Genomic DNA, 18,650 nt, shown 5'->3' with positions numbered 1-18,650 from the left:
AAAAAATATGATTTGTTCTGAAGCAGGAAATGCTTAATTAAGTAATTGATTAACAAATGATTTTATTCTTATTAGTTATTGTATTAATTTGTAAAAATCCACTCAGAAACTTAAATTTGGTTGGATATTTTGTACTTAGACTATGGAAACAACCCCTTACCAATCAAAAAATAAAATTCGCATTGTAACAGCCGCTGCTTTGTTCGATGGACATGATGCCGCTATCAATATCATGCGTCGTATTATTCAATCAAGCGGAGCTGAGGTCATACATCTTGGTCACGACAGAAGCGCGCAAGAAGTTGTAAACTGTGCGATTCAAGAAGATGCAAACGCGATTGCAGTAACTTCCTACCAAGGAGGTCACGTGGAATATTTCAAATACATGTACGACTTATTAAAAGAGAAGGGATGCAGTCATATTAAATTATTTGGCGGCGGTGGCGGTGTTATTCTTCCTACAGAAATTGAAGAATTACATAATTATGGCATCACTCGTATCTATTCTCCCGATGACGGACGTGCGATGGGATTGCAGGGAATGATTAATGACTTATTACAGAAGTGTGATTTCCCAACAGGAAAAAATTTAAATGGTGAGGTCGCTCATTTAATCGAGCGCGATCATAAATCAATCGCAAAACTAATTTCAGCAGCTGAAAACTTTAATGAAGAAAGTACCGCTATGCTGAATAAAGTTCGTGAGAAAGCAAAAGTTTCTACCACTCCTGTGCTTGGTATTACCGGTACCGGTGGTTCGGGTAAATCGAGTTTGGTGGATGAATTGGTTCGTCGTTTCTTAATTGATTTTAAAGATAAACAGGTAGCGATTATTTCAGTTGATCCTAGTAAACGCAAAACAGGCGGTGCATTGTTAGGCGACCGTATTCGAATGAACGCTATCAAGAACGACAGAGTTTACATGCGTTCCTTAGCTACGCGTCAGAGTAATTTGGCATTAAGCAAACACGTTCAGGATTCAGTTGATATTTGTAAAGCTGCCGGATTTGATTTAGTGATTCTCGAAACCAGTGGAATCGGACAAAGCGATACAGAAATCATCGAGCATAGCAATATGAGTTTATATGTGATGACACCGGAGTACGGAGCAGCATCACAATTAGAAAAAATTGATATGCTGGATTTCGCGGATATTATTGCGGTGAATAAATTTGATAAGCGCGGCGCACTTGATGCTTTACGTGATGTAAAGAAACAATACAAGCGCAATCATAATTTGTTTGAAGCGGATGATGAAACATTACCTGTACACGGTACTATTGCCTCTCAATTTAATGATCCCGGCATGAATCGTTTGTATCGTGCCGTGATGGATAAAATGGTAGAGAAAACAGGTAACCAAAAGTTAAAATCCAATTTCGTTATTACGAACGAAATGAGTGAGAAGATTTACATCATTCCACCATCAAAAACACGTTACTTAAGTGAAATCAGCGAGAATAATCGCAATTACGATAAAAGAGCAAAACAACAATCTGAAATTGCTCAGCGACTTTACAGCTTACAAAAATCCATCGAAACTTTGAAAGCGTCATCAGTTGACGATAAAGACAGATTGATTAAAGGATTGCAAGAAGCATTCGAGAAAATAAAACTGGATTTAGATCCGCATAACTTAAAATTAATTGAAGGCTGGGAAGCGAAGAAGAAATTATATAGCGATGAGTTTTATGTTTTCAAAGTGCGCGACAAAGAATTAAAGATTAAAACACATTACGAGTCTCTATCTCATACACAGGTTCCGAAAATTGCTTCACCGAAATACACGGCTTGGGGCGATATTCTGCAATGGAATCTCCAGGAAAATTTTCCGGGAGAATTTCCATATACCTCGGGAATTTATCCGTTTAAACGTGAAGGTGAAGATCCAACACGTATGTTTGCCGGAGAGGGCGGACCGGAACGTACCAACAAACGTTTCCATTATGTAAGTAAAGGTTTACCTGCTGCACGTTTAAGTACAGCTTTTGACAGTGTAACACTTTATGGTAACGACCCTGATTACCGTCCGGATATTTACGGGAAAATCGGAAACAGCGGTGTAAGTATTTGTTGTTTGGATGATGCCAAGAAGCTTTACAGTGGATTTAATTTGGCGGATCCTAAAACTTCAGTATCCATGACTATTAACGGTCCGGCTCCAACCATGGCCGCATTTTTCATGAATGCAGCCATCGATCAACAGTGCGAATTGTACATTAAGGCTAACGGTCTGGAGGCAGAGGTTAATAAGAAAATCGAAGCCATCTATAAAACCAAAGGAACCAAGCGTCCGCAATACCAGGGAGCATTACCTGATGGAAACGACGGATTGGGCTTAATGTTATTAGGTGTAACCGGTGATCAGGTTTTACCAAAAGATGTTTATGAAAAAATCAAAGCCAGTACGTTATCGCAAGTACGAGGTACTGTACAGGCGGATATTTTGAAAGAAGATCAGGCGCAAAATACGTGTATATTCAGTACGGAGTTTAGCTTACGTGTGATGGGAGATGTACAGCAGTATTTCATCGATAACAAAGTAAGAAACTTTTACTCTGTTTCTATTTCGGGTTATCACATTGCGGAAGCAGGCGCGAATCCAATTTCTCAATTGGCATTTACCATTGCAAACGGATTTACATTTGTGGAATATTATTTAAGTCGCGGAATGCACATTGATGATTTCGCACCTAACTTATCTTTCTTCTTCAGTAATGGTATTGATCCTGAGTATAGCGTAATTGGTCGCGTTGCCAGAAGAATTTGGGCCAAAGCCATGAAATTAAAATACGGTGGTAATGAAAGAAGTCAAATGTTGAAGTATCATATTCAAACATCAGGACGTTCGTTACATGCACAGGAAATTGATTTCAATGATATTCGCACCACCTTACAAGCCTTGTATGCAATCTATGATAACTGTAACTCATTACATACAAACGCGTATGATGAAGCCATCACAACTCCAACCGAAGAATCGGTGCGTAGAGCTATGGCCATTCAGTTAATCATTAATCGCGAATTAGGCTTAGCGAAGAATGAAAATCCTTTACAAGGTTCATTTATCATTGAAGAATTAACCGACTTAGTAGAAGAAGCTGTATTAAGTGAGTTTGATAAGATAACAGAGCGTGGTGGCGTGTTAGGTGCTATGGAAACCATGTATCAACGCGGAAAAATACAGGAAGAAAGCTTGTATTATGAAATGTTGAAACATACAGGAGAATATCCGATTGTAGGTGTAAATACCTTCTTAAGTTCTAAAGGTTCTCCAACCATTATACCACAGGAAGTAATTCGCTCAACCAAGGAAGAAAAAGAATATCAAATTGCCATGTTGCAGGAATTACATAAATCTCATAAAGAGAAATCGGCTGAGGTTTTATCTAAGTTGCAACACACCGCCATTCAAAACCAAAATATTTTTGCGGAATTAATGGAAGTGGTGAAATATTGTTCACTCGGACAAATCACCAATTCATTATTTGAAGTAGGCGGACAGTATAGAAGAAATATGTAAGGTATTGCTGTATCAAGAAAGTACTTTACATATTCGCGTTTTTAACCATGGCGTTAAATAAATTATCAGCTGATGGCTTAGATAGTTTGTTTAACGTTTATAAAAACGCGGAGAGCAGACCAAAAAGTGTTTCCAGTTTATTGGCGTTTACTTTTGAATTCAAGAATGTAAATGTTGATTCGGCACAAAAATGGATTCGTGTGGCGTATGAGGAAGCCATCGATATAAAAAATGAAATCCTGCAGGCCGAAGCAGCTTTGCAGTTCGCGTTTTGTGAAGAATACAAAAGTAATTTCCGTGCTGCCTTAAAGTATAATTTATTAGCAGCAAATCTCTTTACAAAAAATAAGCACAAGGCAGGCTTAGCTAAATGTTATACCAGTATGGGAGTTATCTACTGGTATCAGGGAATGTACAATCAGGCGCAGGATTATTTTTATAAGAATATTCGGTTAAGTAAGGAGCTGGGTGATGAAGAAGGAATGGCTGCCAGTTATGGAAATCTCGCTATTATATTTGATGAGTTGGGTAGATTAGACAGTTCATTGGCTTATTATAAAAAGGCATTGGCAATTTATCAGAAGGATAATAATCAGATGCAATTAGGTTCTTGTTATGATAACATGTCACTTATTTATTTGCAAAAGGGAGATTTTAAAAGCGCGTTGGAATTTCATGGCAAAGGTTATGAGATTAGAAAAAATATTGCGGACACCATGGGAATAATGGCCAGCATGGAGAATCTCGGAACTATTTATATCAAACAAAAGAATCCGGATAAGGCCATTGAAGTTTCGAATCAGGTTTTAGGTATAGCACGAAGATTTCAGGCAAAAGAAGATGTTAAGTATGCCTTGTTTAATTTGCGAGATGCCTATGAAATGAAAGGTGATATTAAGTCGGCCTATCAAATTCAAAAGCAATTAATGGGTTTAAAAGATAGCATACGCAATATCGAAAATATGAATCATATTGCGGAGATGGAAGCTCGATTTAAAAACAAGGAACAAGAAGCGGAGTTAGGAGAAATAAAACTTCAACAAAAATTAAAGGAGCAAGAAAATGAAATCAGTAATCGTAAGAAAAATTCACTCATCATTATTTTGGTTGTAAGCGGAATTTCCTTTTTGCTGGTATCTACTTTAATATTTAAACGATTTAAAGATAAACAAAAAGTAGCCGAAGAGTTAGAGAAAAAAAACACAGCCATCGAATCACAAAAACTTATTATTGATAAAGCTTATGCTGAATTAGCCGAGTTTAATAAGAATATTACAGATAGTATTCGATACGCAAAGCGTATTCAACAAGCTATTTTTCCGACTAAGGAAAAAATGCAACGCTGTTTGCCTGACTCGTTCGTGTTTTTTCAGCCAAAGGATATTGTGAGTGGTGATTTTTATTGGGTAGAACACATTGGCGATGATGTGTATTTTGCTTTGGTGGATTGTACAGGACATGGAGTTCCCGGTGCGTTTATGAGTATTGTGGGCGTTAATTTATTGAATCAGGCATTGTTTGAAAGTAAGCTTACTTCTCCCGCGCAAATATTAAATCAGATTAATATCGGCCTCGAGGCAACGGTAAAGCAAACAGAGGAGGAGAGTGTGATTAGAGACGGAATGGAAATTACTTTGTGCAAATGGAATAAAAAGAAAAATGAATTTGTTTTTGCCGGCGCCAATCATATCATGTATCAGGTAAGAAACGGTGAATTGATTACACATCGTGGCGACAAACATCCGATTGGGGCTTCTTATACGGAAATGCATCGTGATTTTACAAACATTAATATCACGATTGAGAAGGGAGATATGTTTTATTTAACCTCCGACGGATATCCGGATCAGTTTGGCGGACCTAAAGGCAAGAAATTTAAATTCAAGCAGCTCGAAGAAAAATTTGTTCAAATAAGTACCCAATCATTATCCGAGCAAAAGGAACAATTAAGTAAAACTTTCAATGACTGGAAAGGTGCTTTCGAGCAATTGGATGATGTTTTAGTAATGGGAATTAGAGTTTAGAATCAGCTTTGTTTAGCGAGAGTTCCAATTTCATTGCGAAAGTATTTCATCGGAACAATAAGCATACCGAAACATTCGCCGCCATTTTTTTCAGTTTTCTTATGATGCACTTTATGTGCGCGGCGTATGGCAAGTAAATATGGGTTTGTGGAGTTTCTGAATAGCTTGAAACGTTGATGAATAAACACATCGTGCACTAAAAAATAAGCAGCGCCATAAAGTGTAATTCCAAGTCCGGCAAAAAACAACTCATTAAATCCGTTCATAGTACCGGCAATGATTAAAGAAGCACCGGGTAGGGCAAAGATGACAAAAAAAGCGTCATTACGTTCAAATGCGTGCTTATGTCCGGTGTGATGATCCTTATGTAATACCCATAATAAACCATGCATAATGTATTTGTGTGTAAACCATGCAACGAATTCCATGGCACAAAAAGAAACGATGGTTATTATAACATAAGCTGCAATCATTATATCATATTTAAACTATGCTTCACGTAGGAGCGTAAAAGCAGAGAGTATTTTTCATTATCCGGCACACGTATACGTTCATTCATGATACGATGAGCCGGTGTGTTTTTTATTTTTTTGAAAAGCGCGTAATAATAAACGTAAGCGATATATACACCAAAACGAGAATTTTTAGGTAATTGCTTAATGCCTTCATATCCCATTGAGAAATCTGCTTCTATATCACGTTCTATTTTTACTTTTTCAGTTTCGTTAAACGTTTCGAAATTGATGCCCGGGAAATAAGTGCGCCCCATGACGTGGTAATCGGCCTGTAAATCACGAAGGAAATTGATTTTTTGAAAGGCTGCACCCAACTTCATGGCGTAGTATTCAAGCTGATTATATAAATCGCGGTTACCGTTTGTGAAAATTTTCAGACACATTAAACCAACCACTTCAGCCGAACCTAAAATATATTTATCGTAAAGGGCTTTGTCGTATTCCTTTTTATTTAAGTCCATTTCCATGCTATCCAAAAAAGTAGTGATAAGTTGCATATCAATATCAAATTGATGTACCACTTTTTGAAAGCTGTTAAGAATGGGATTTAGGCTTATTTTTTGTTCGATGGCCTCCATCGTATCTTTTCTGAATTTATCGAGTAAATATTGCTTATCGTAATCGTGAAATGTGTCAACGATTTCATCGGCAAAGCGAACAAAGCCATAAATGGAATATATAGGCTCTCTGAATTGTTTATCTAATAGTTTAATACCAAGTGAAAATGAAGTACTGTAGCTTGTGGTTGTTAGCTTACTGCATTTTACGCTTACTGTATCGAATAGCTCTTTCATCTAAAGATTAATTGTTTTGGTATGATTTAATAACTTTATTTCGAGCAAAAAAGATACGACTTTTTACCGTACCAATTGGCAAATTCATTTGTTCTGCTATTTCTTGATATTTATAACCGTTAATAAATTGTTCAAGCGGATATTTATATTCATCACTTAATTCGTTGATTCTCTTTTGTAATTCCTTAGTGTTAATTATATTTTCGGTAGAGTTGTACTTCGTATCGCTGGTATAAATTATTTCTTTAAATGAATTTTCACGAAGTTTATTTCTTCTATAATTATTAATAAATGTGTTTTTCATGATGGTTAGCATCCAGGCTTTGAAATTCGTGGATCGCACAAATTTATCACGATACTGGATGGCTTTAACAATAGTATCTTGCAATAAATCGGCGGCAGCTTCCGAATCACGGGTTAGATTAAGCGCAAACCCCTTTAAGGATTTGGATTGCTCAACTAATAAGGTATTGAATTCTATCGTTGTCATTGTTTAATGATTTAATAATATTATTAAACAAATGTAATATATTGTTTAATAATAACAATAAAATATTAAACAAAAAAATGTAAAAAGAGAGCATTTGTGTCTTAAATACTTGTAATTGAACAGATTAAAGTTGTTAAAGTAATTGGATAAAGTCGCCCGGTGTTTTGAAAACTGTTACGTTTTTTGGTGACTTTATTGGATTTTGAACGGCTTGATAGCCCGAAACGAATATTTTTTGGGTAGGTAGAGCTTCTGATAGTCGCTGTAAATAGTCAGATATTTCAATTTCTTTTAATGCTTGAGTAATTACGCAAACAAAATAATCACTGGCACTAATACTATTGACTTTAATTAAATCATTAAACGGTACTGATTGCCCTAAATACACGGTATTGTAGCCACGGGTTTTGGCCATGTAATTATACAACAAAAGAGAAATTTCATGTAATTCGCCTTCCGGTAAAAAGAAGGTGATTTTTTTTGAGGTTTCGCTATGATAACCATTAACATTGTCGATGGCAGCGATTAATTTTTGGCGGATTAAATTTGTAACAAAATGTTCTTGGGCCGGATTAATCGAATCGGTTTGCCACATCACGCCCGTTTTTTTTAGAAACGGAAATATCACTTCTATAACAGTCTTCTCAAAGCCTTCTTTTACTGTGTTAATTGAAAAAATCCGATTGAACATTTCTTCATTTAAATCCACCATCGCTACTATGAGCCCATCAATTAATCCATCTTTATCATCGGCCGTTACAATCAGTTTTTTTACCGCCTCATTTATTTCCGCTTCCTGTAATTGTGCGATTTTGGATATTTTAATACCGCTTTTATTTAGGGTACTTACGTTTAAGATGCGTTTTAAATCTTCGTTACTGTATAAACGAATGTTTGTATCGGTTCTTTGTGGATGTAAAATACCGTAGCGCTGCTCCCAAATGCGCAGTGTGTGTGCCTTAATGCCGGATAGCACTTCAAGGTCCTTAATGTTATATTTTCCGGTCATGTTTTCCATAAAACAACAAACAAGTTTATTTGTTCACGCGGAATTGAATTATATTTATCCTAATTTCTAAAATTCACATAATTAATCGATAAATGAAAGCCAGTAACATACTAGTTATCCTCTTCTTATTGTTAACTGCAAAGTATCACGCGCAAATTAAGAAAGACAGCATTCTGCAAACCATTGATGTTTTTCAAAACGACATGAATAATGAATATGCCGATTCTACCCACTCACCATTAACGAAAGAAGATCGATTAAAATTTAAGGGGCACGATTTTTATCCCATCAATATGAATTTAGTAGTTGTTGCAAATTTAAAAGTAACGCCGGGACAAGAAATTTTTGAAATGCCAACCACCACCGAACGAAAACCTAAATATGTGAAGTACGGTGAGATTACTTTTAAAGTAAAGCGCAAAAAATATAAACTAAATGTTTATCAAAGCATGGATTTGCTGAACAAACCGGAGTACAAAGATTATTTGTTCTTGCCCTTTAAAGATTTAACCAGTGGTTCTACCTCTTATGGCGGCGGACGGTATATTGATTTGAATGCTACAGATGCTAAGCGCATCATTATTGATTTTAATAAAGCGTACAATCCGTATTGCGCTTACAATCACAAGTATTCTTGTCCCATTCCTCCAAAAGAGAATTTTTTAAAACTGAAAGTTGAAGCCGGCGTAAAAGCTCCTAAGGAATAACTATATGAAATCACTCATTATTTTACGTGGACTCCCCGGGAGTGGTAAATCTACCTTGGCTAAACTCCTGAGTGAAGCGGGAAAATATCCGGTGTTTTCGGTGGATGATTATTTTACAAATGAGAATGGCGTTTATAATTTTAAATTCGATGAAAATCATTTAGCCTATAAACACTGCGAATTGAATACGCAAAAAGCCATGGAGCAGGGAAGCAAGAAGATTTTTTTAGATAATGCATTTACGCTAGAGTGGGAGATGGAACCTTATTTTAAATTAGCACAACAGTATAATTATCACATTCATGTTTTAACGGTTGAGAACAGACATCACAGCAAAAATATTCACGCTATCAGCGATGAACAAATTCAAAAAATGGCGCAAAAGTATAAAGTCGTTCTGTTTTGATTCCGATATAATTTTCTTAAGTTTAATCGATGAAATTCAAATTATTCTCAGCTATTTTATTCCTCGCGCTTGGTGTTACTTGTTTTGCGGGATTACCAAAAGACACTTCAAAATTTAAAGAGCATTTGAGTTTCAAAGATGTTTTTTTTGGAAGTGAAGATGCTTACATGGTATGCTACCCCAAAGACCATAAAATGTTACTGAACAATATTATTTTATTATCAGTAGCCTCTATCGTTTTTCTTTCACTCTTCTTATACAACCGTTCAAAAAACGCAAAACTTCACCGCTTAAATGCAGAGTTGTTGACGCAAAAAAACAAAGACATCACCGATAGCATCAATTACGCGAAGCATATTCAAAACACCATATTACCCGACAGCAAAACCATGCAATCTATTGGAGAACATTTTGTGTTGTACAAGCCAAAAGACATTGTGAGCGGTGATTTCTATTACGCCTGTCATACCGGTGATTGTGTTATTTTAGCTGTTGTAGATTGTACCGGACATGGCGTTCCCGGTGCGTTTTTATCTTTAGTCGGACAAACTGCATTGCAACGCGCGGTGATGGATGAAAAATTAAAGAATCCATCTGAAATCATGGATAAGATGAATTCATTAGTGAAAGCAACCCTCAAACAAAATAATGAAGAAGCATTGCGCGATGGAATGGAAGTGGGCATCGTTCATATTAATAAGAGCAAAGGCATCGTTGAATTTGCCGGAGCCACACGAAGCATGATGTGGGTTTCTAAAAATGGAGTACAAACCTTAAGCGGCGATAAATGTACTGTTGGAAGTTTTCAGCCTCACGTTAAAAATGCACCTGTTACACATACTTTAAATGTTCAAAACGGCGATATGATTTATTTATTCTCTGATGGCATTACCGATCAGTTTGGCGGACCCGCGAATAAAAAAATCAAGAAAGAAATTTTCAATGACCTTGCTCTCATCTATACAAATGATGTCAAAAAGCAAAAAGAACATTTTGAAACTAAGTTAAAAAACTGGCAGGGAAAAAATGAACAAACCGATGATATGGTTTTAATTGGATTTCGTATTTAATTAGCAAATAGATTTCTCTACAGATTTTTGTTAATTCTTCGTATGACTCAATTCAGCTCTGTATTTTCGATTGTTTAAGTCTGTGTTTTCAATTATTAATTCTTTATCGGTTAATTTTACAATCATCCAATCGTAGCTAGCCATTTTCGGGAAGAAATTGGTTTGTAGATTTATATGACTTTTCTTTTTTGAAAATATCCATCTGTCACCAAACCATCCTTCTTCACAATTAAATTTAGCCTTGAATGCATACATGTTATTGTCATAGGTGTCTTTACTTGTTTCAAAACCAAATCCTGTATTTTTACGTATACATGTTGCAGACGCCATACTTCCTAATCCCCCCCATGTCACAGTAACTTCATCCAGAGTATGATCATCGCCATTAATAGTATATTTATTTAAATACCAGCCTTTATTACAGAGTCTTTGTTTAGCGGTACGTAAGTTTATCATTTCATTTTCAGGATATTTTTTACATCCTAAAAACAAAACAAACAGAATAAGTGCACTTACTTTTAAATGAATATTTTTTAACATTTTGAAAGGCCTGTCGCAATCTAATGTACGAATATTCCCTGGTTATTAAAATATCTCATGGTGTTAATAAATCCCTTATTTGTTAATCAAAATTCGTCTAAGGGTTTTACCATATCTAAAGTAAAACCTTACATTAGTGCGCTCTTTTTAAAAGGGTTTAAATATTAGAATTATGAAAGAAGTTTATATAGTAGCAGCCGTTCGTACTCCAATGGGTTCGTTTGGCGGAACATTAGCAGGTGTACCTGCAACAAAATTAGGCGCAGCAGCCATTAAAGGTGCATTAGAGCGCATTAACTTAGATCCGAAACATGTTACGGAAGTATTCATGGGCTCTGTTATGCAGGCGAATTTAGGACAAGCTCCTGCTCGTCAAGCCGCGAAATTTGCAGGCTTACCTGATACTGTTCATTGTACAACTGTAAATAAAGTATGTGCTTCAGGTATGAAAGCAATTATGTTAGGCGCGCAAAGTATTATGTTGGGCGATAACGATGTTGTTGTAGCAGGTGGAATGGAAAGCATGAGCCAGGTTCCCTATTATTTAGAGAACAACCGTTGGGGCGCAAAATATGGTCACGGACAAATCATCGATGGTTTAGCGAAAGATGGTTTAACAGATGTATATGGTAATTACCCAATGGGAAATTGCGCTGAAATCTGCGCGAAGGAAAAAAGCATTACCCGCGAACAACAAGATGCTTTTGCAATTGAATCTTACAAGCGTTCAGCAGCAGCTTGGTCGGCAGGAAAATTTAATGATGAGATCATTCCTTTAACCGTTAAAACAAAAAAGGGAGATGTTCTTTTTGCGGAAGATGAAGAATACAAAAATGTAAACTTCGAAAAAATTGCGGCTTTAAAACCGGTGTTCGTTAAAGACGGAACTGTAACTGCTGCGAATGCTTCTACCATGAATGATGGCGCTTCTGCTGTTATTTTAATGAGCAAAGAAAAAGCAGATGCTTTAGGAATTAAACCTTTGGCAAAAATTAAAGGATACGCGGATGCTGAACAAAATCCGGATTGGTTTACAACTACGCCAAGTATCGCGGTACCACGTGCAGTTGAGAAAGCAGGATTAAAAATGAGTGATATTTCTTATTACGAATTAAACGAAGCATTTGCTGTAGTTGGTTTAGCGAATATGGAAATCATGAAGCTCGATCCTTCTAAAGTTAACGTAAACGGTGGAGCAGTATCATTAGGACATCCATTAGGTTCTTCAGGATGCCGTATCATTGTGACTTTAATTAACGTATTAAAACAAAACAAAGCGAAGTATGGCGCTGCCGGAATTTGTAACGGTGGAGGCGGTGCTTCAGCAGTTGTCATCGAGAACTTACAATAATAAACACAAACAAACACAAACAACGAGAAAAGGCCTGTGGAGTAATTCTGCAGGTCTTTTTGTTTTATATTTCCCGCGGATAACGCAGATTTTCGCAGAAGTCAATTTATATAACCGCTAAATTATGCGTATAGTTTTGTGTCCATCCGTGAAATTCGTGGCTAATAAGATGTCTCGACTACTACCGATAGTTATCGGGACGACATGACATTCGCTGTGATTTGTCTTTCCGACCGAAGGGAGGAATCTGTTCTTTATTTTCCCGCGGATAACGCAGATTTTCACAGAAGTTAATTATTGGATTTACTAACTAACACAGATTAGTTTGATTCGTGTCATTAGTGGCTAATATTTCCTCAAACAACATACGTGAAAATCCGTGTAATCAGTGGCTAACCCTTTAATTTGAAATCTTTATCTAAAAACTTATCTTAGTACCATGTATTTCGGTGTTTGTTTATTAAGTGTGGTGCCTTGCCGTAAGGAAGCTTCTAATACCAGCGAAATGGTAACGCAGCTTTTATTTGGGGAACATTACAGCGTAAAGGAACAAACCGAAGATTGGGTGCAGATTGTTACCGCTTACGATAAATACGAATGCTGGATTAATAAAAAGCAACACACCAAAATTTCTGAAGCAACTTTCAAATTACTCGATTTGCAAACGCCGATTGTGACCACCGAGTTAATGCAGTTAATTACCAATAAAAATTCGGGACTCACTTTTCCGATTCCCATCGGCGCTACCTTGCCTTCGTTTTTAAATGGAGAATGCAAAGTGGAGAATACAGTTTTTTCGTTTGACGGGAGCTCTACCAATTCATCTTATAAAAAAGAAGCCAAAGATATTCTTGCAAGCGCACACTTATTTTTAAACGCGCCTTATTTATGGGGTGGAAGAAGTGTATTTGGCATTGATTGCTCGGGCTTCACACAATTGGTGTACAAACTCAATGGGTATAAATTACCGAGAGACGCCTACCAACAAGCTGAATTAGGACATCCTTTAAGTTTTGTGGAAGAAGCGGAAGCCGGTGATTTAGCTTTCTTCGATAATGAGGAAGGAAAAATCATCCACGTGGGAATATTACTCGACAATCAACGCATCATTCACGCATCGGGACAAGTAAGAATTGACAGATTTGATCATTACGGCATTTTTCATTCAGAAAATAAAAAGTACTCTCACATGTTAAGAGTCATCAAGAGAATTATTTAATTTTAAGTGATTTTTTTTGTGTCTTGTTGCGAGTCTCTTGTTTTATGCAACGTAGGTCTCGTGAATAGTGGTCTTAACCTCGTAAATTTCTTTTTCTGAAAGCTTGTCCAGAACTTTTACAATACGTTGTCGGTCGATAGTCCTTATTTGATCAAGAACCACCCAGCCTTTTGTTTTATTATGTTTAACCGGAACTCTTGTCGGATAGCTTTTCGAATTACTTGTCATTGGCGCAATAACAATTGTCTGAAGGTATTTATTCATTTCATCCGGTGAGATAATGATACAAGGGCGAGTTTTTTTCATTTCACTGCCAATTGTGGGATCGAGATTAACCAACACAATTTGATATTGTTTTAACTCCATTCTTCGAAATCTTCGTCTTTAAATACATCAGAAATAATTAGCTTATCATCACCGTTCTCATGCATTTTTTTAAAAGCCTTATCCCAGCCTTTTCTTGCTTTTGTTTTTGGTTTCAGAATGATATAACCTTTTTCAAGAACCAATTCAATTGTATCTTGAATGTTATATTTTTCAAGAATGGTCTTAGAAAGGCGAATGCCTTTTGAATTACCTATAGATATTAATGAAACGTCCATTAGATGTATATGAATGTAATTACAAAGTTATTACATAAAATCTAAATGTCCAAATATATTTTTTGAGCGATAGACTTATTTAATTCCCTCTTCCTTATCCAATTCAGGTGTGCGGTAAATGGTGGCCATGAATTCCTGTGTGCCTTCTGTTCTTCGTATTGATTCAGCAAAGTATATACCGATAACAATGCTTAGTACTAAAATAAGTACGCTCATTAACCTGACGTAAATAGACTCGGAATTGAACCAAATTAAAGTTGATATTATTACTCCAATAATTACAGGTGAAGCAAATATTTTTAACCAATTTATAACCTCAAAAACATCATCTAATGGATTTTTATTACCGTTGCCTGCAACAAAGACTGCATCGCATTTGATATTTGGGTATTGATTTTTTAAATCGTAAAAGCATTGTTGAAATTTTAACCAATCTTTAGGTAACACCTTTTTGGCATGCCCACAATTTGTAAATCTAATAACATTTGGTAGGTCAACTGAATTTGAAATCATGTCCCAAAATGCATCCCAATTTTTACCATAATACGATGGGAAATTTAATTCTGCAGATAGTTTATTATGAAAGTCTAAACTTGATTTAATGCCACCAAGGTCTATGGTTTTTTGTGTCATTGTTTTGCACTATTGATATTACCTAAAAACTAATAAAGGGAGATAAAAAGATTTTAATCCATGAAATAAGGTCATATATTTTATCGAAGAAGCTCATGGTAAGATTTTATTGTATTATTATTTTAGGGTTTATCGCCTAGCTGATGTTATATCCAGTGTATTTATAAGTCAAGTAGTTTTAGCAGAGATTAATTTAAGTTTTAATTCTTCGCTAAAGTCGCTTTCGTAGATTATGGAATAAACAATTTCAGCTAGCAAGCCTTTATCAATTCTATTGTCGGCCACGTCTACCGCAATGTTTTCCATTTCAATCAAAAATCTATTTACTTCAAAACCTAGACCGTTAATTTCCATGAAATATGCTGATAATGCAATTGATGATCTTTTATTGCCGTCATTAAAAGCATGATTTTTATTTATTGAGTAAAATAGATGTGTGATTTTGTCTTCTATATTTGGATAGTAATCGTCATTTTGTATATGTTCCAAAACGCTATCCAAAAGTCCGATATTCAAAGCGCCAGAATTTCCTCCTGATTTTTCAATTATGTCATCATGCACCTGGACCGCATGGTTTGTATCGAAATATACCATGCTATCTATCTTTTAATCTTTTAAACACATCAATATTCTCGTCAATTCTTTCATTGAGTGTTTTGCTTTTTTCTCCAAGGAATCTTTGATAGTCCGAGAGGTCTATACTGCTGATATAATTTTTTAAATTATCATGAAGGGCTTGTCTGAACCCATAATCACGAGTGGCCATTTTTGTTCGAGCGTTTTCAATATGTGGTTTGTGTAGTGGATGATCAGAGAACTTCTTCAACAATTCATCCATTTCATGTTTGGAAAGTTTTCTCCCAAGCTCTTTATACCTGAGTTCCATTTCATGTGCAAGACCAGTTTCAAAAGAAGCAATTAGATTAAGAATTTCAGAATACATTGTGTCTCTAACATTTTCGCTTTCTTCGAGCATGAGTATTTGTTTGTATTCTTTTGCATTTTCAAGGAATATGCACTTGTATATTTCATCAGTGAAATAGGCGTATTTATAATTGCCCATTTCAATATATTGATGTAATGCTGTGGTGAATTCTTTTCGATAATGCGGCTCTTTTAACATGCTATGAAAAAAGTCCTCATCTCGTTGATTAATGTACTTAGTTGAGCCGCCTAACTTTTGATTTAGTGTATCTAGAACAATGTCTAACATTTTGCTACGAATTGCTTTCGCCATTTCGCTTTCAACCAGCAACATTCCGAAATTGAGAAAAGCACGAAAATTGAAGACGCCCAGTTGAGTAGTTTTAGCTGGCAGGTTAAGTATTCCGCCAAATTCTTTTTTGAAGTCTTTTAAGCTTGTTCCTTTGAATAGTTCGTATCCATTATGTCGCAATTCATTTTCATATTTTGTCAAATATGAGTCTATTGTGCTAGTGTCGACACCATAGAATTCTGCGATTTGTTCTTTAGTAAATCTATATTCACCTTGGAATAGCATTCCGGCTACTCCTAAATATTTTTGTATATTTGTAACAGCCTCAGGATTATTTAAAATATTTTGCCTGTCTATAGGCGATACTGTCAAATCTTTCATTTTAACTTTTGTTAATAAGTTGTTAGTTGCTCACCTTGTCAATAAGGTAAGCAAATGTAAACAAATTGATTGTCAGTGATTTGAATACCCTTAAAATGTTGAAAACTTGTTGATTCTGTTAGAATCTAGTCTTCGTGCCGCTGCATTGGCTATAACGTTCCCCGGATTTACGATGTGCGGCTTATTGCCGTCAACAGTCTATACCCGAAAAACTATATTTAAAGATAAATGTTTTTTAGCGAAAGCCGCAACAAATATTTCTGTCTGCGCAGCAGGCTTTGCGGCTGAAGCGATAACCCGTGTCCGCCCAATGGCACCAGACTACTTTTATTGGTTTGTGTGGCACAAAAAAATTTACCACACATATTTCTGGTTTATTTTATTTGTTTTATTATCTCTTTCATTTTCTCAATTTCCTTCTTATTGAGTTTTTCTTCATTAATCATAAAGGATAGAAGTGTCGATGGAGAGTCACTAAAATAACCAGATAGCATTTTTTTTACTTTCAATTTCCTGTATTCGGATTTAGAAATTGCCGGATAATATTCATATGTTTTTCCGTAACTATTATACTTGAGATAACCTTTACTAGCCAAAATTCTTGCTACGGACGAGATTGTATTATATGGAGGTTTTGGTTCGTCATCAATATCAGCTAGTATATCTTTTACAAACGCTTTTTGCAGTTTCCAAATTATTAGCATGACCCGTTCTTCCGCTTTTGTTAGTTCTTCCATAGTTATTGGTGTTTTTTTGATCGTATTGAGATACTAATTTTTCTTTTTAAATTCGTGAGTTACAAAATTAAGGCCTTCTCGATGGGTAAAAAGGCATCCTGTTACATCATTTTTATTATCTAGAACAAACTCGATAGTGTTGGCGTTTTTATAAAGGGTAGAGTCAGCAAATTTGTGGTCTGAGACATATTGTAGTTCTTTTGTCCAACTTGCCGGATCTTGCGTCCATGGAATTCCGGCAATCGATTTTTTTTCAAGCTCCACCAAAACCAAGTAAGTCACTAATGAGTTGTTCTTAATTTTTATTTCTAAGTTAACGGGACCAGGTTTGGATGGAAGATAAACGCCACAGTATTTTATTAATTCTAAATGATTAGCCGACGACGTTTTTGATTGGGTATTTCTATGAGTAAGCGACTTAGATCTTTCAAGATAAGAGAAAGATAATAGCAGAATTGATGTAATTGGAATAAGAACAGTGAATAAAAGCTTATGTTTTGCAGAAGTCCTCTGCTTTGCTATCATCAAAATCCTGCGTTTAATATGTTCACCAGTAAAATTTGTGGATAGATCAAACACTTTACCGTCTGATGCTAAGTTTAATAGTAAACGGGCATAAACTTTTTTGTTTTCTCCATGACCTGCAATCCTTTCATCAACTATATATTCATGAATTTCTTGTATGGATTTTTTTAAATAACCCATTAATGGGTTGAACCAAAAGACTATGCCTGCTAATTCAAAAAAGATAAGATCAAGTGTATGATATTGTTTAATATGCACTATCTCATGATTTTTAATAAGCAGCAATTCTAGAGCAGAAAGACTTTTGTAATTACTATTAATAAAAATATAATTAAAGAAGGAAAAAGCAGGCACTTCATTTTTTAAATTAACTATCCAATAATTCGCTTCTTTAACTTTAGGATTTTTCCTTATGAAGCTAAGGATGTTATTCAAATTCTTTAAAAATGAATATAATTTAAAAGCAACTCCTGTAGTGTAAATGATTAGGACGAAATATAACAGTATTATTTGGGTTGTAAATTGCGGAGTTGTATTTACTAAATTGGTCTGAGTAGGATTGTTAATATATGTGTCTGATGTCTTTGTTGGCAATTGAAGTACATTTGATATTGACTCTTTTGTGAATATATGAGTATCCCATTGAATTGGAATAATGATTAATGGTAATACTAAACTTAAAGTCAGACTACAAATAAGATAAAATCTCATCCATGAGAAGTGTGTAAGATTACATATCAAAAGTCTGTATGTTGCTACAAAGAGTAATAGGCATAATGAACTCTCAAGTAGGTAAATAACAAGGATGTTTGTCATGGGTTTACGATTTTAAGCAAAACTATAACTTATATTTCAGTTATACAACTTAATAATACGTTAATTAACTTATTTTTACGTTTAAGGCAATA

At 35.4% G+C, this 18,650-nt stretch carries 19 protein-coding genes; 7 read left to right on the top strand and 12 right to left on the bottom strand.

The genetic code is table 11. The features are described 5' to 3' along the window. Positions 1-142: 142 nt before the first annotated feature. Positions 143-3,523, top strand: a complete 3,381-nt coding sequence (locus J0L69_09280; protein MBN8693379.1) for a methylmalonyl-CoA mutase family protein — start codon at positions 143-145, stop codon at positions 3,521-3,523. A gap of 47 nt (positions 3,524-3,570) precedes the next feature. Further along, the gene (locus J0L69_09275; protein ID MBN8693378.1) at positions 3,571-5,547 is read left to right on the top strand and encodes a tetratricopeptide repeat protein; all 1,977 of its coding nucleotides are present in this window, start codon (positions 3,571-3,573) and stop codon (positions 5,545-5,547) included. Positions 5,548-5,549: 2 nt separating this feature from the next. On the opposite strand, the gene J0L69_09270 is transcribed toward J0L69_09275, so the two are convergent. The 4 genes from J0L69_09270 to J0L69_09255 all read right to left on the bottom strand — a co-directional run bounded on the left by J0L69_09270 (position 5,550) and on the right by J0L69_09255 (position 8,355). Next, positions 5,550-6,023, bottom strand: a complete 474-nt coding sequence (locus tag J0L69_09270; GenBank protein ID MBN8693377.1) for a sterol desaturase family protein — start codon at positions 6,021-6,023, stop codon at positions 5,550-5,552. Continuing rightward, the gene (locus J0L69_09265; GenBank protein MBN8693376.1) at positions 6,020-6,856 is read right to left on the bottom strand and encodes a squalene/phytoene synthase family protein; all 837 of its coding nucleotides are present in this window, start codon (positions 6,854-6,856) and stop codon (positions 6,020-6,022) included. Before J0L69_09265 ends, J0L69_09270 begins: the two co-directional genes overlap by 4 nt. 7 nt (positions 6,857-6,863) lie before the next feature. After that, positions 6,864-7,346: an RNA polymerase sigma factor gene (locus J0L69_09260; protein MBN8693375.1), complete on the bottom strand. Its 483-nt coding sequence runs from the start codon at positions 7,344-7,346 to the stop codon at positions 6,864-6,866. Positions 7,347-7,479: 133 nt separating this feature from the next. Next, entirely contained in the window at positions 7,480-8,355 is an 876-nt protein-coding gene (locus J0L69_09255; GenBank protein ID MBN8693374.1) for a MerR family transcriptional regulator, read from the bottom strand. A 92-nt stretch (positions 8,356-8,447) separates the two neighbouring features. Between J0L69_09255 and J0L69_09250 the strand changes: the two genes are divergently transcribed. Genes J0L69_09250 through J0L69_09240 form a run of 3 tightly spaced genes read left to right on the top strand, consistent with a single transcriptional unit; the run spans position 8,448 to position 10,538 of the window. Continuing rightward, positions 8,448-9,062 (top strand): DUF1684 domain-containing protein, encoded by a 615-nt coding sequence (locus J0L69_09250; protein ID MBN8693373.1) that lies wholly within the window; start codon positions 8,448-8,450, stop codon positions 9,060-9,062. 4 nt (positions 9,063-9,066) lie between these two features. Beyond that, a complete protein-coding gene (locus J0L69_09245) occupies positions 9,067-9,468 on the top strand; it encodes an AAA family ATPase (protein ID MBN8693372.1) in 402 nt (133 codons plus the stop codon). 29 nt (positions 9,469-9,497) lie between these two features. Continuing rightward, positions 9,498-10,538 carry a SpoIIE family protein phosphatase gene (locus tag J0L69_09240; GenBank protein MBN8693371.1) on the top strand — a complete coding sequence of 347 codons (1,041 nt, stop codon included), beginning with the start codon at positions 9,498-9,500 and terminating at the stop codon, positions 10,536-10,538. 30 nt (positions 10,539-10,568) lie between these two features. On the opposite strand, the gene J0L69_09235 is transcribed toward J0L69_09240, so the two are convergent. Continuing rightward, positions 10,569-11,078 carry a hypothetical protein gene (locus J0L69_09235; GenBank protein MBN8693370.1) on the bottom strand — a complete coding sequence of 170 codons (510 nt, stop codon included), beginning with the start codon at positions 11,076-11,078 and terminating at the stop codon, positions 10,569-10,571. Positions 11,079-11,250: 172 nt separating this feature from the next. Between J0L69_09235 and J0L69_09230 the strand changes: the two genes are divergently transcribed. After that, positions 11,251-12,429, top strand: coding sequence for an acetyl-CoA C-acyltransferase (locus tag J0L69_09230; GenBank protein MBN8693369.1), 1,179 nt, complete (start codon positions 11,251-11,253; stop codon positions 12,427-12,429). Positions 12,430-12,868: 439 nt separating this feature from the next. Further along, the gene (locus J0L69_09225; GenBank protein ID MBN8693368.1) at positions 12,869-13,648 is read left to right on the top strand and encodes a C40 family peptidase; all 780 of its coding nucleotides are present in this window, start codon (positions 12,869-12,871) and stop codon (positions 13,646-13,648) included. Positions 13,649-13,690: 42 nt separating this feature from the next. Here J0L69_09225 and J0L69_09220 read toward each other — a convergent pair whose 3' ends face one another. The 7 genes from J0L69_09220 to J0L69_09190 form a co-directional block, all read right to left on the bottom strand. Continuing rightward, on the bottom strand, positions 13,691-14,014 hold the full coding sequence (locus J0L69_09220) for a type II toxin-antitoxin system PemK/MazF family toxin (GenBank protein ID MBN8693367.1): 324 nt from the start codon (positions 14,012-14,014) through the stop codon (positions 13,691-13,693). Continuing rightward, the gene (locus J0L69_09215) at positions 14,005-14,250 is read right to left on the bottom strand and encodes an AbrB/MazE/SpoVT family DNA-binding domain-containing protein (protein ID MBN8693366.1); all 246 of its coding nucleotides are present in this window, start codon (positions 14,248-14,250) and stop codon (positions 14,005-14,007) included. Before J0L69_09215 ends, J0L69_09220 begins: the two co-directional genes overlap by 10 nt. A 75-nt stretch (positions 14,251-14,325) precedes the next feature. Further along, a complete protein-coding gene (locus J0L69_09210; protein MBN8693365.1) occupies positions 14,326-14,883 on the bottom strand; it encodes a barstar family protein in 558 nt (185 codons plus the stop codon). A gap of 168 nt (positions 14,884-15,051) precedes the next feature. Then, complete coding sequence (locus J0L69_09205) at positions 15,052-15,477, bottom strand: type II toxin-antitoxin system death-on-curing family toxin (GenBank protein MBN8693364.1); 426 nt, start codon at positions 15,475-15,477, stop codon at positions 15,052-15,054. 1 nt (position 15,478) lies between these two features. Continuing rightward, the gene (locus tag J0L69_09200) at positions 15,479-16,480 is read right to left on the bottom strand and encodes a DNA-binding protein (protein ID MBN8693363.1); all 1,002 of its coding nucleotides are present in this window, start codon (positions 16,478-16,480) and stop codon (positions 15,479-15,481) included. A gap of 374 nt (positions 16,481-16,854) precedes the next feature. Beyond that, positions 16,855-17,217 carry a BlaI/MecI/CopY family transcriptional regulator gene (locus J0L69_09195; GenBank protein ID MBN8693362.1) on the bottom strand — a complete coding sequence of 121 codons (363 nt, stop codon included), beginning with the start codon at positions 17,215-17,217 and terminating at the stop codon, positions 16,855-16,857. A 33-nt stretch (positions 17,218-17,250) separates the two neighbouring features. Further along, positions 17,251-18,558, bottom strand: a complete 1,308-nt coding sequence (locus J0L69_09190) for a M56 family metallopeptidase (protein MBN8693361.1) — start codon at positions 18,556-18,558, stop codon at positions 17,251-17,253. Positions 18,559-18,650 lie beyond the last annotated feature (92 nt).

The organism is Bacteroidota bacterium, assembly GCA_017303905.1.
Lineage (GTDB): Bacteria > Bacteroidota > Bacteroidia > B-17B0 > Aurantibacillaceae > JAHEYG01.
This window is presented reverse-complemented; position numbering and strand designations above follow the sequence as displayed.

Coding starts and splice junctions, on each gene's coding strand:
- J0L69_09280 (MBN8693379.1), top strand. CDS start 143: ATGGAAACAACCCCTTACCAATCAAAAAATAAAATTCGCATTGTAACA.
- J0L69_09275 (MBN8693378.1), top strand. CDS start 3,571: ATGGCGTTAAATAAATTATCAGCTGATGGCTTAGATAGTTTGTTTAAC.
- J0L69_09265 (MBN8693376.1), bottom strand. CDS start 6,856: ATGAAAGAGCTATTCGATACAGTAAGCGTAAAATGCAGTAAGCTAACA.
- J0L69_09260 (MBN8693375.1), bottom strand. CDS start 7,346: ATGACAACGATAGAATTCAATACCTTATTAGTTGAGCAATCCAAATCC.
- J0L69_09255 (MBN8693374.1), bottom strand. CDS start 8,355: ATGACCGGAAAATATAACATTAAGGACCTTGAAGTGCTATCCGGCATT.
- J0L69_09250 (MBN8693373.1), top strand. CDS start 8,448: ATGAAAGCCAGTAACATACTAGTTATCCTCTTCTTATTGTTAACTGCA.
- J0L69_09245 (MBN8693372.1), top strand. CDS start 9,067: ATGAAATCACTCATTATTTTACGTGGACTCCCCGGGAGTGGTAAATCT.
- J0L69_09240 (MBN8693371.1), top strand. CDS start 9,498: ATGAAATTCAAATTATTCTCAGCTATTTTATTCCTCGCGCTTGGTGTT.
- J0L69_09235 (MBN8693370.1), bottom strand. CDS start 11,078: ATGTTAAAAAATATTCATTTAAAAGTAAGTGCACTTATTCTGTTTGTT.
- J0L69_09230 (MBN8693369.1), top strand. CDS start 11,251: ATGAAAGAAGTTTATATAGTAGCAGCCGTTCGTACTCCAATGGGTTCG.
- J0L69_09225 (MBN8693368.1), top strand. CDS start 12,869: ATGTATTTCGGTGTTTGTTTATTAAGTGTGGTGCCTTGCCGTAAGGAA.
- J0L69_09220 (MBN8693367.1), bottom strand. CDS start 14,014: ATGGAGTTAAAACAATATCAAATTGTGTTGGTTAATCTCGATCCCACA.
- J0L69_09215 (MBN8693366.1), bottom strand. CDS start 14,250: ATGGACGTTTCATTAATATCTATAGGTAATTCAAAAGGCATTCGCCTT.
- J0L69_09210 (MBN8693365.1), bottom strand. CDS start 14,883: ATGACACAAAAAACCATAGACCTTGGTGGCATTAAATCAAGTTTAGAC.
- J0L69_09205 (MBN8693364.1), bottom strand. CDS start 15,477: ATGGTATATTTCGATACAAACCATGCGGTCCAGGTGCATGATGACATA.
- J0L69_09200 (MBN8693363.1), bottom strand. CDS start 16,480: ATGAAAGATTTGACAGTATCGCCTATAGACAGGCAAAATATTTTAAAT.
- J0L69_09195 (MBN8693362.1), bottom strand. CDS start 17,217: ATGGAAGAACTAACAAAAGCGGAAGAACGGGTCATGCTAATAATTTGG.
- J0L69_09190 (MBN8693361.1), bottom strand. CDS start 18,558: ATGACAAACATCCTTGTTATTTACCTACTTGAGAGTTCATTATGCCTA.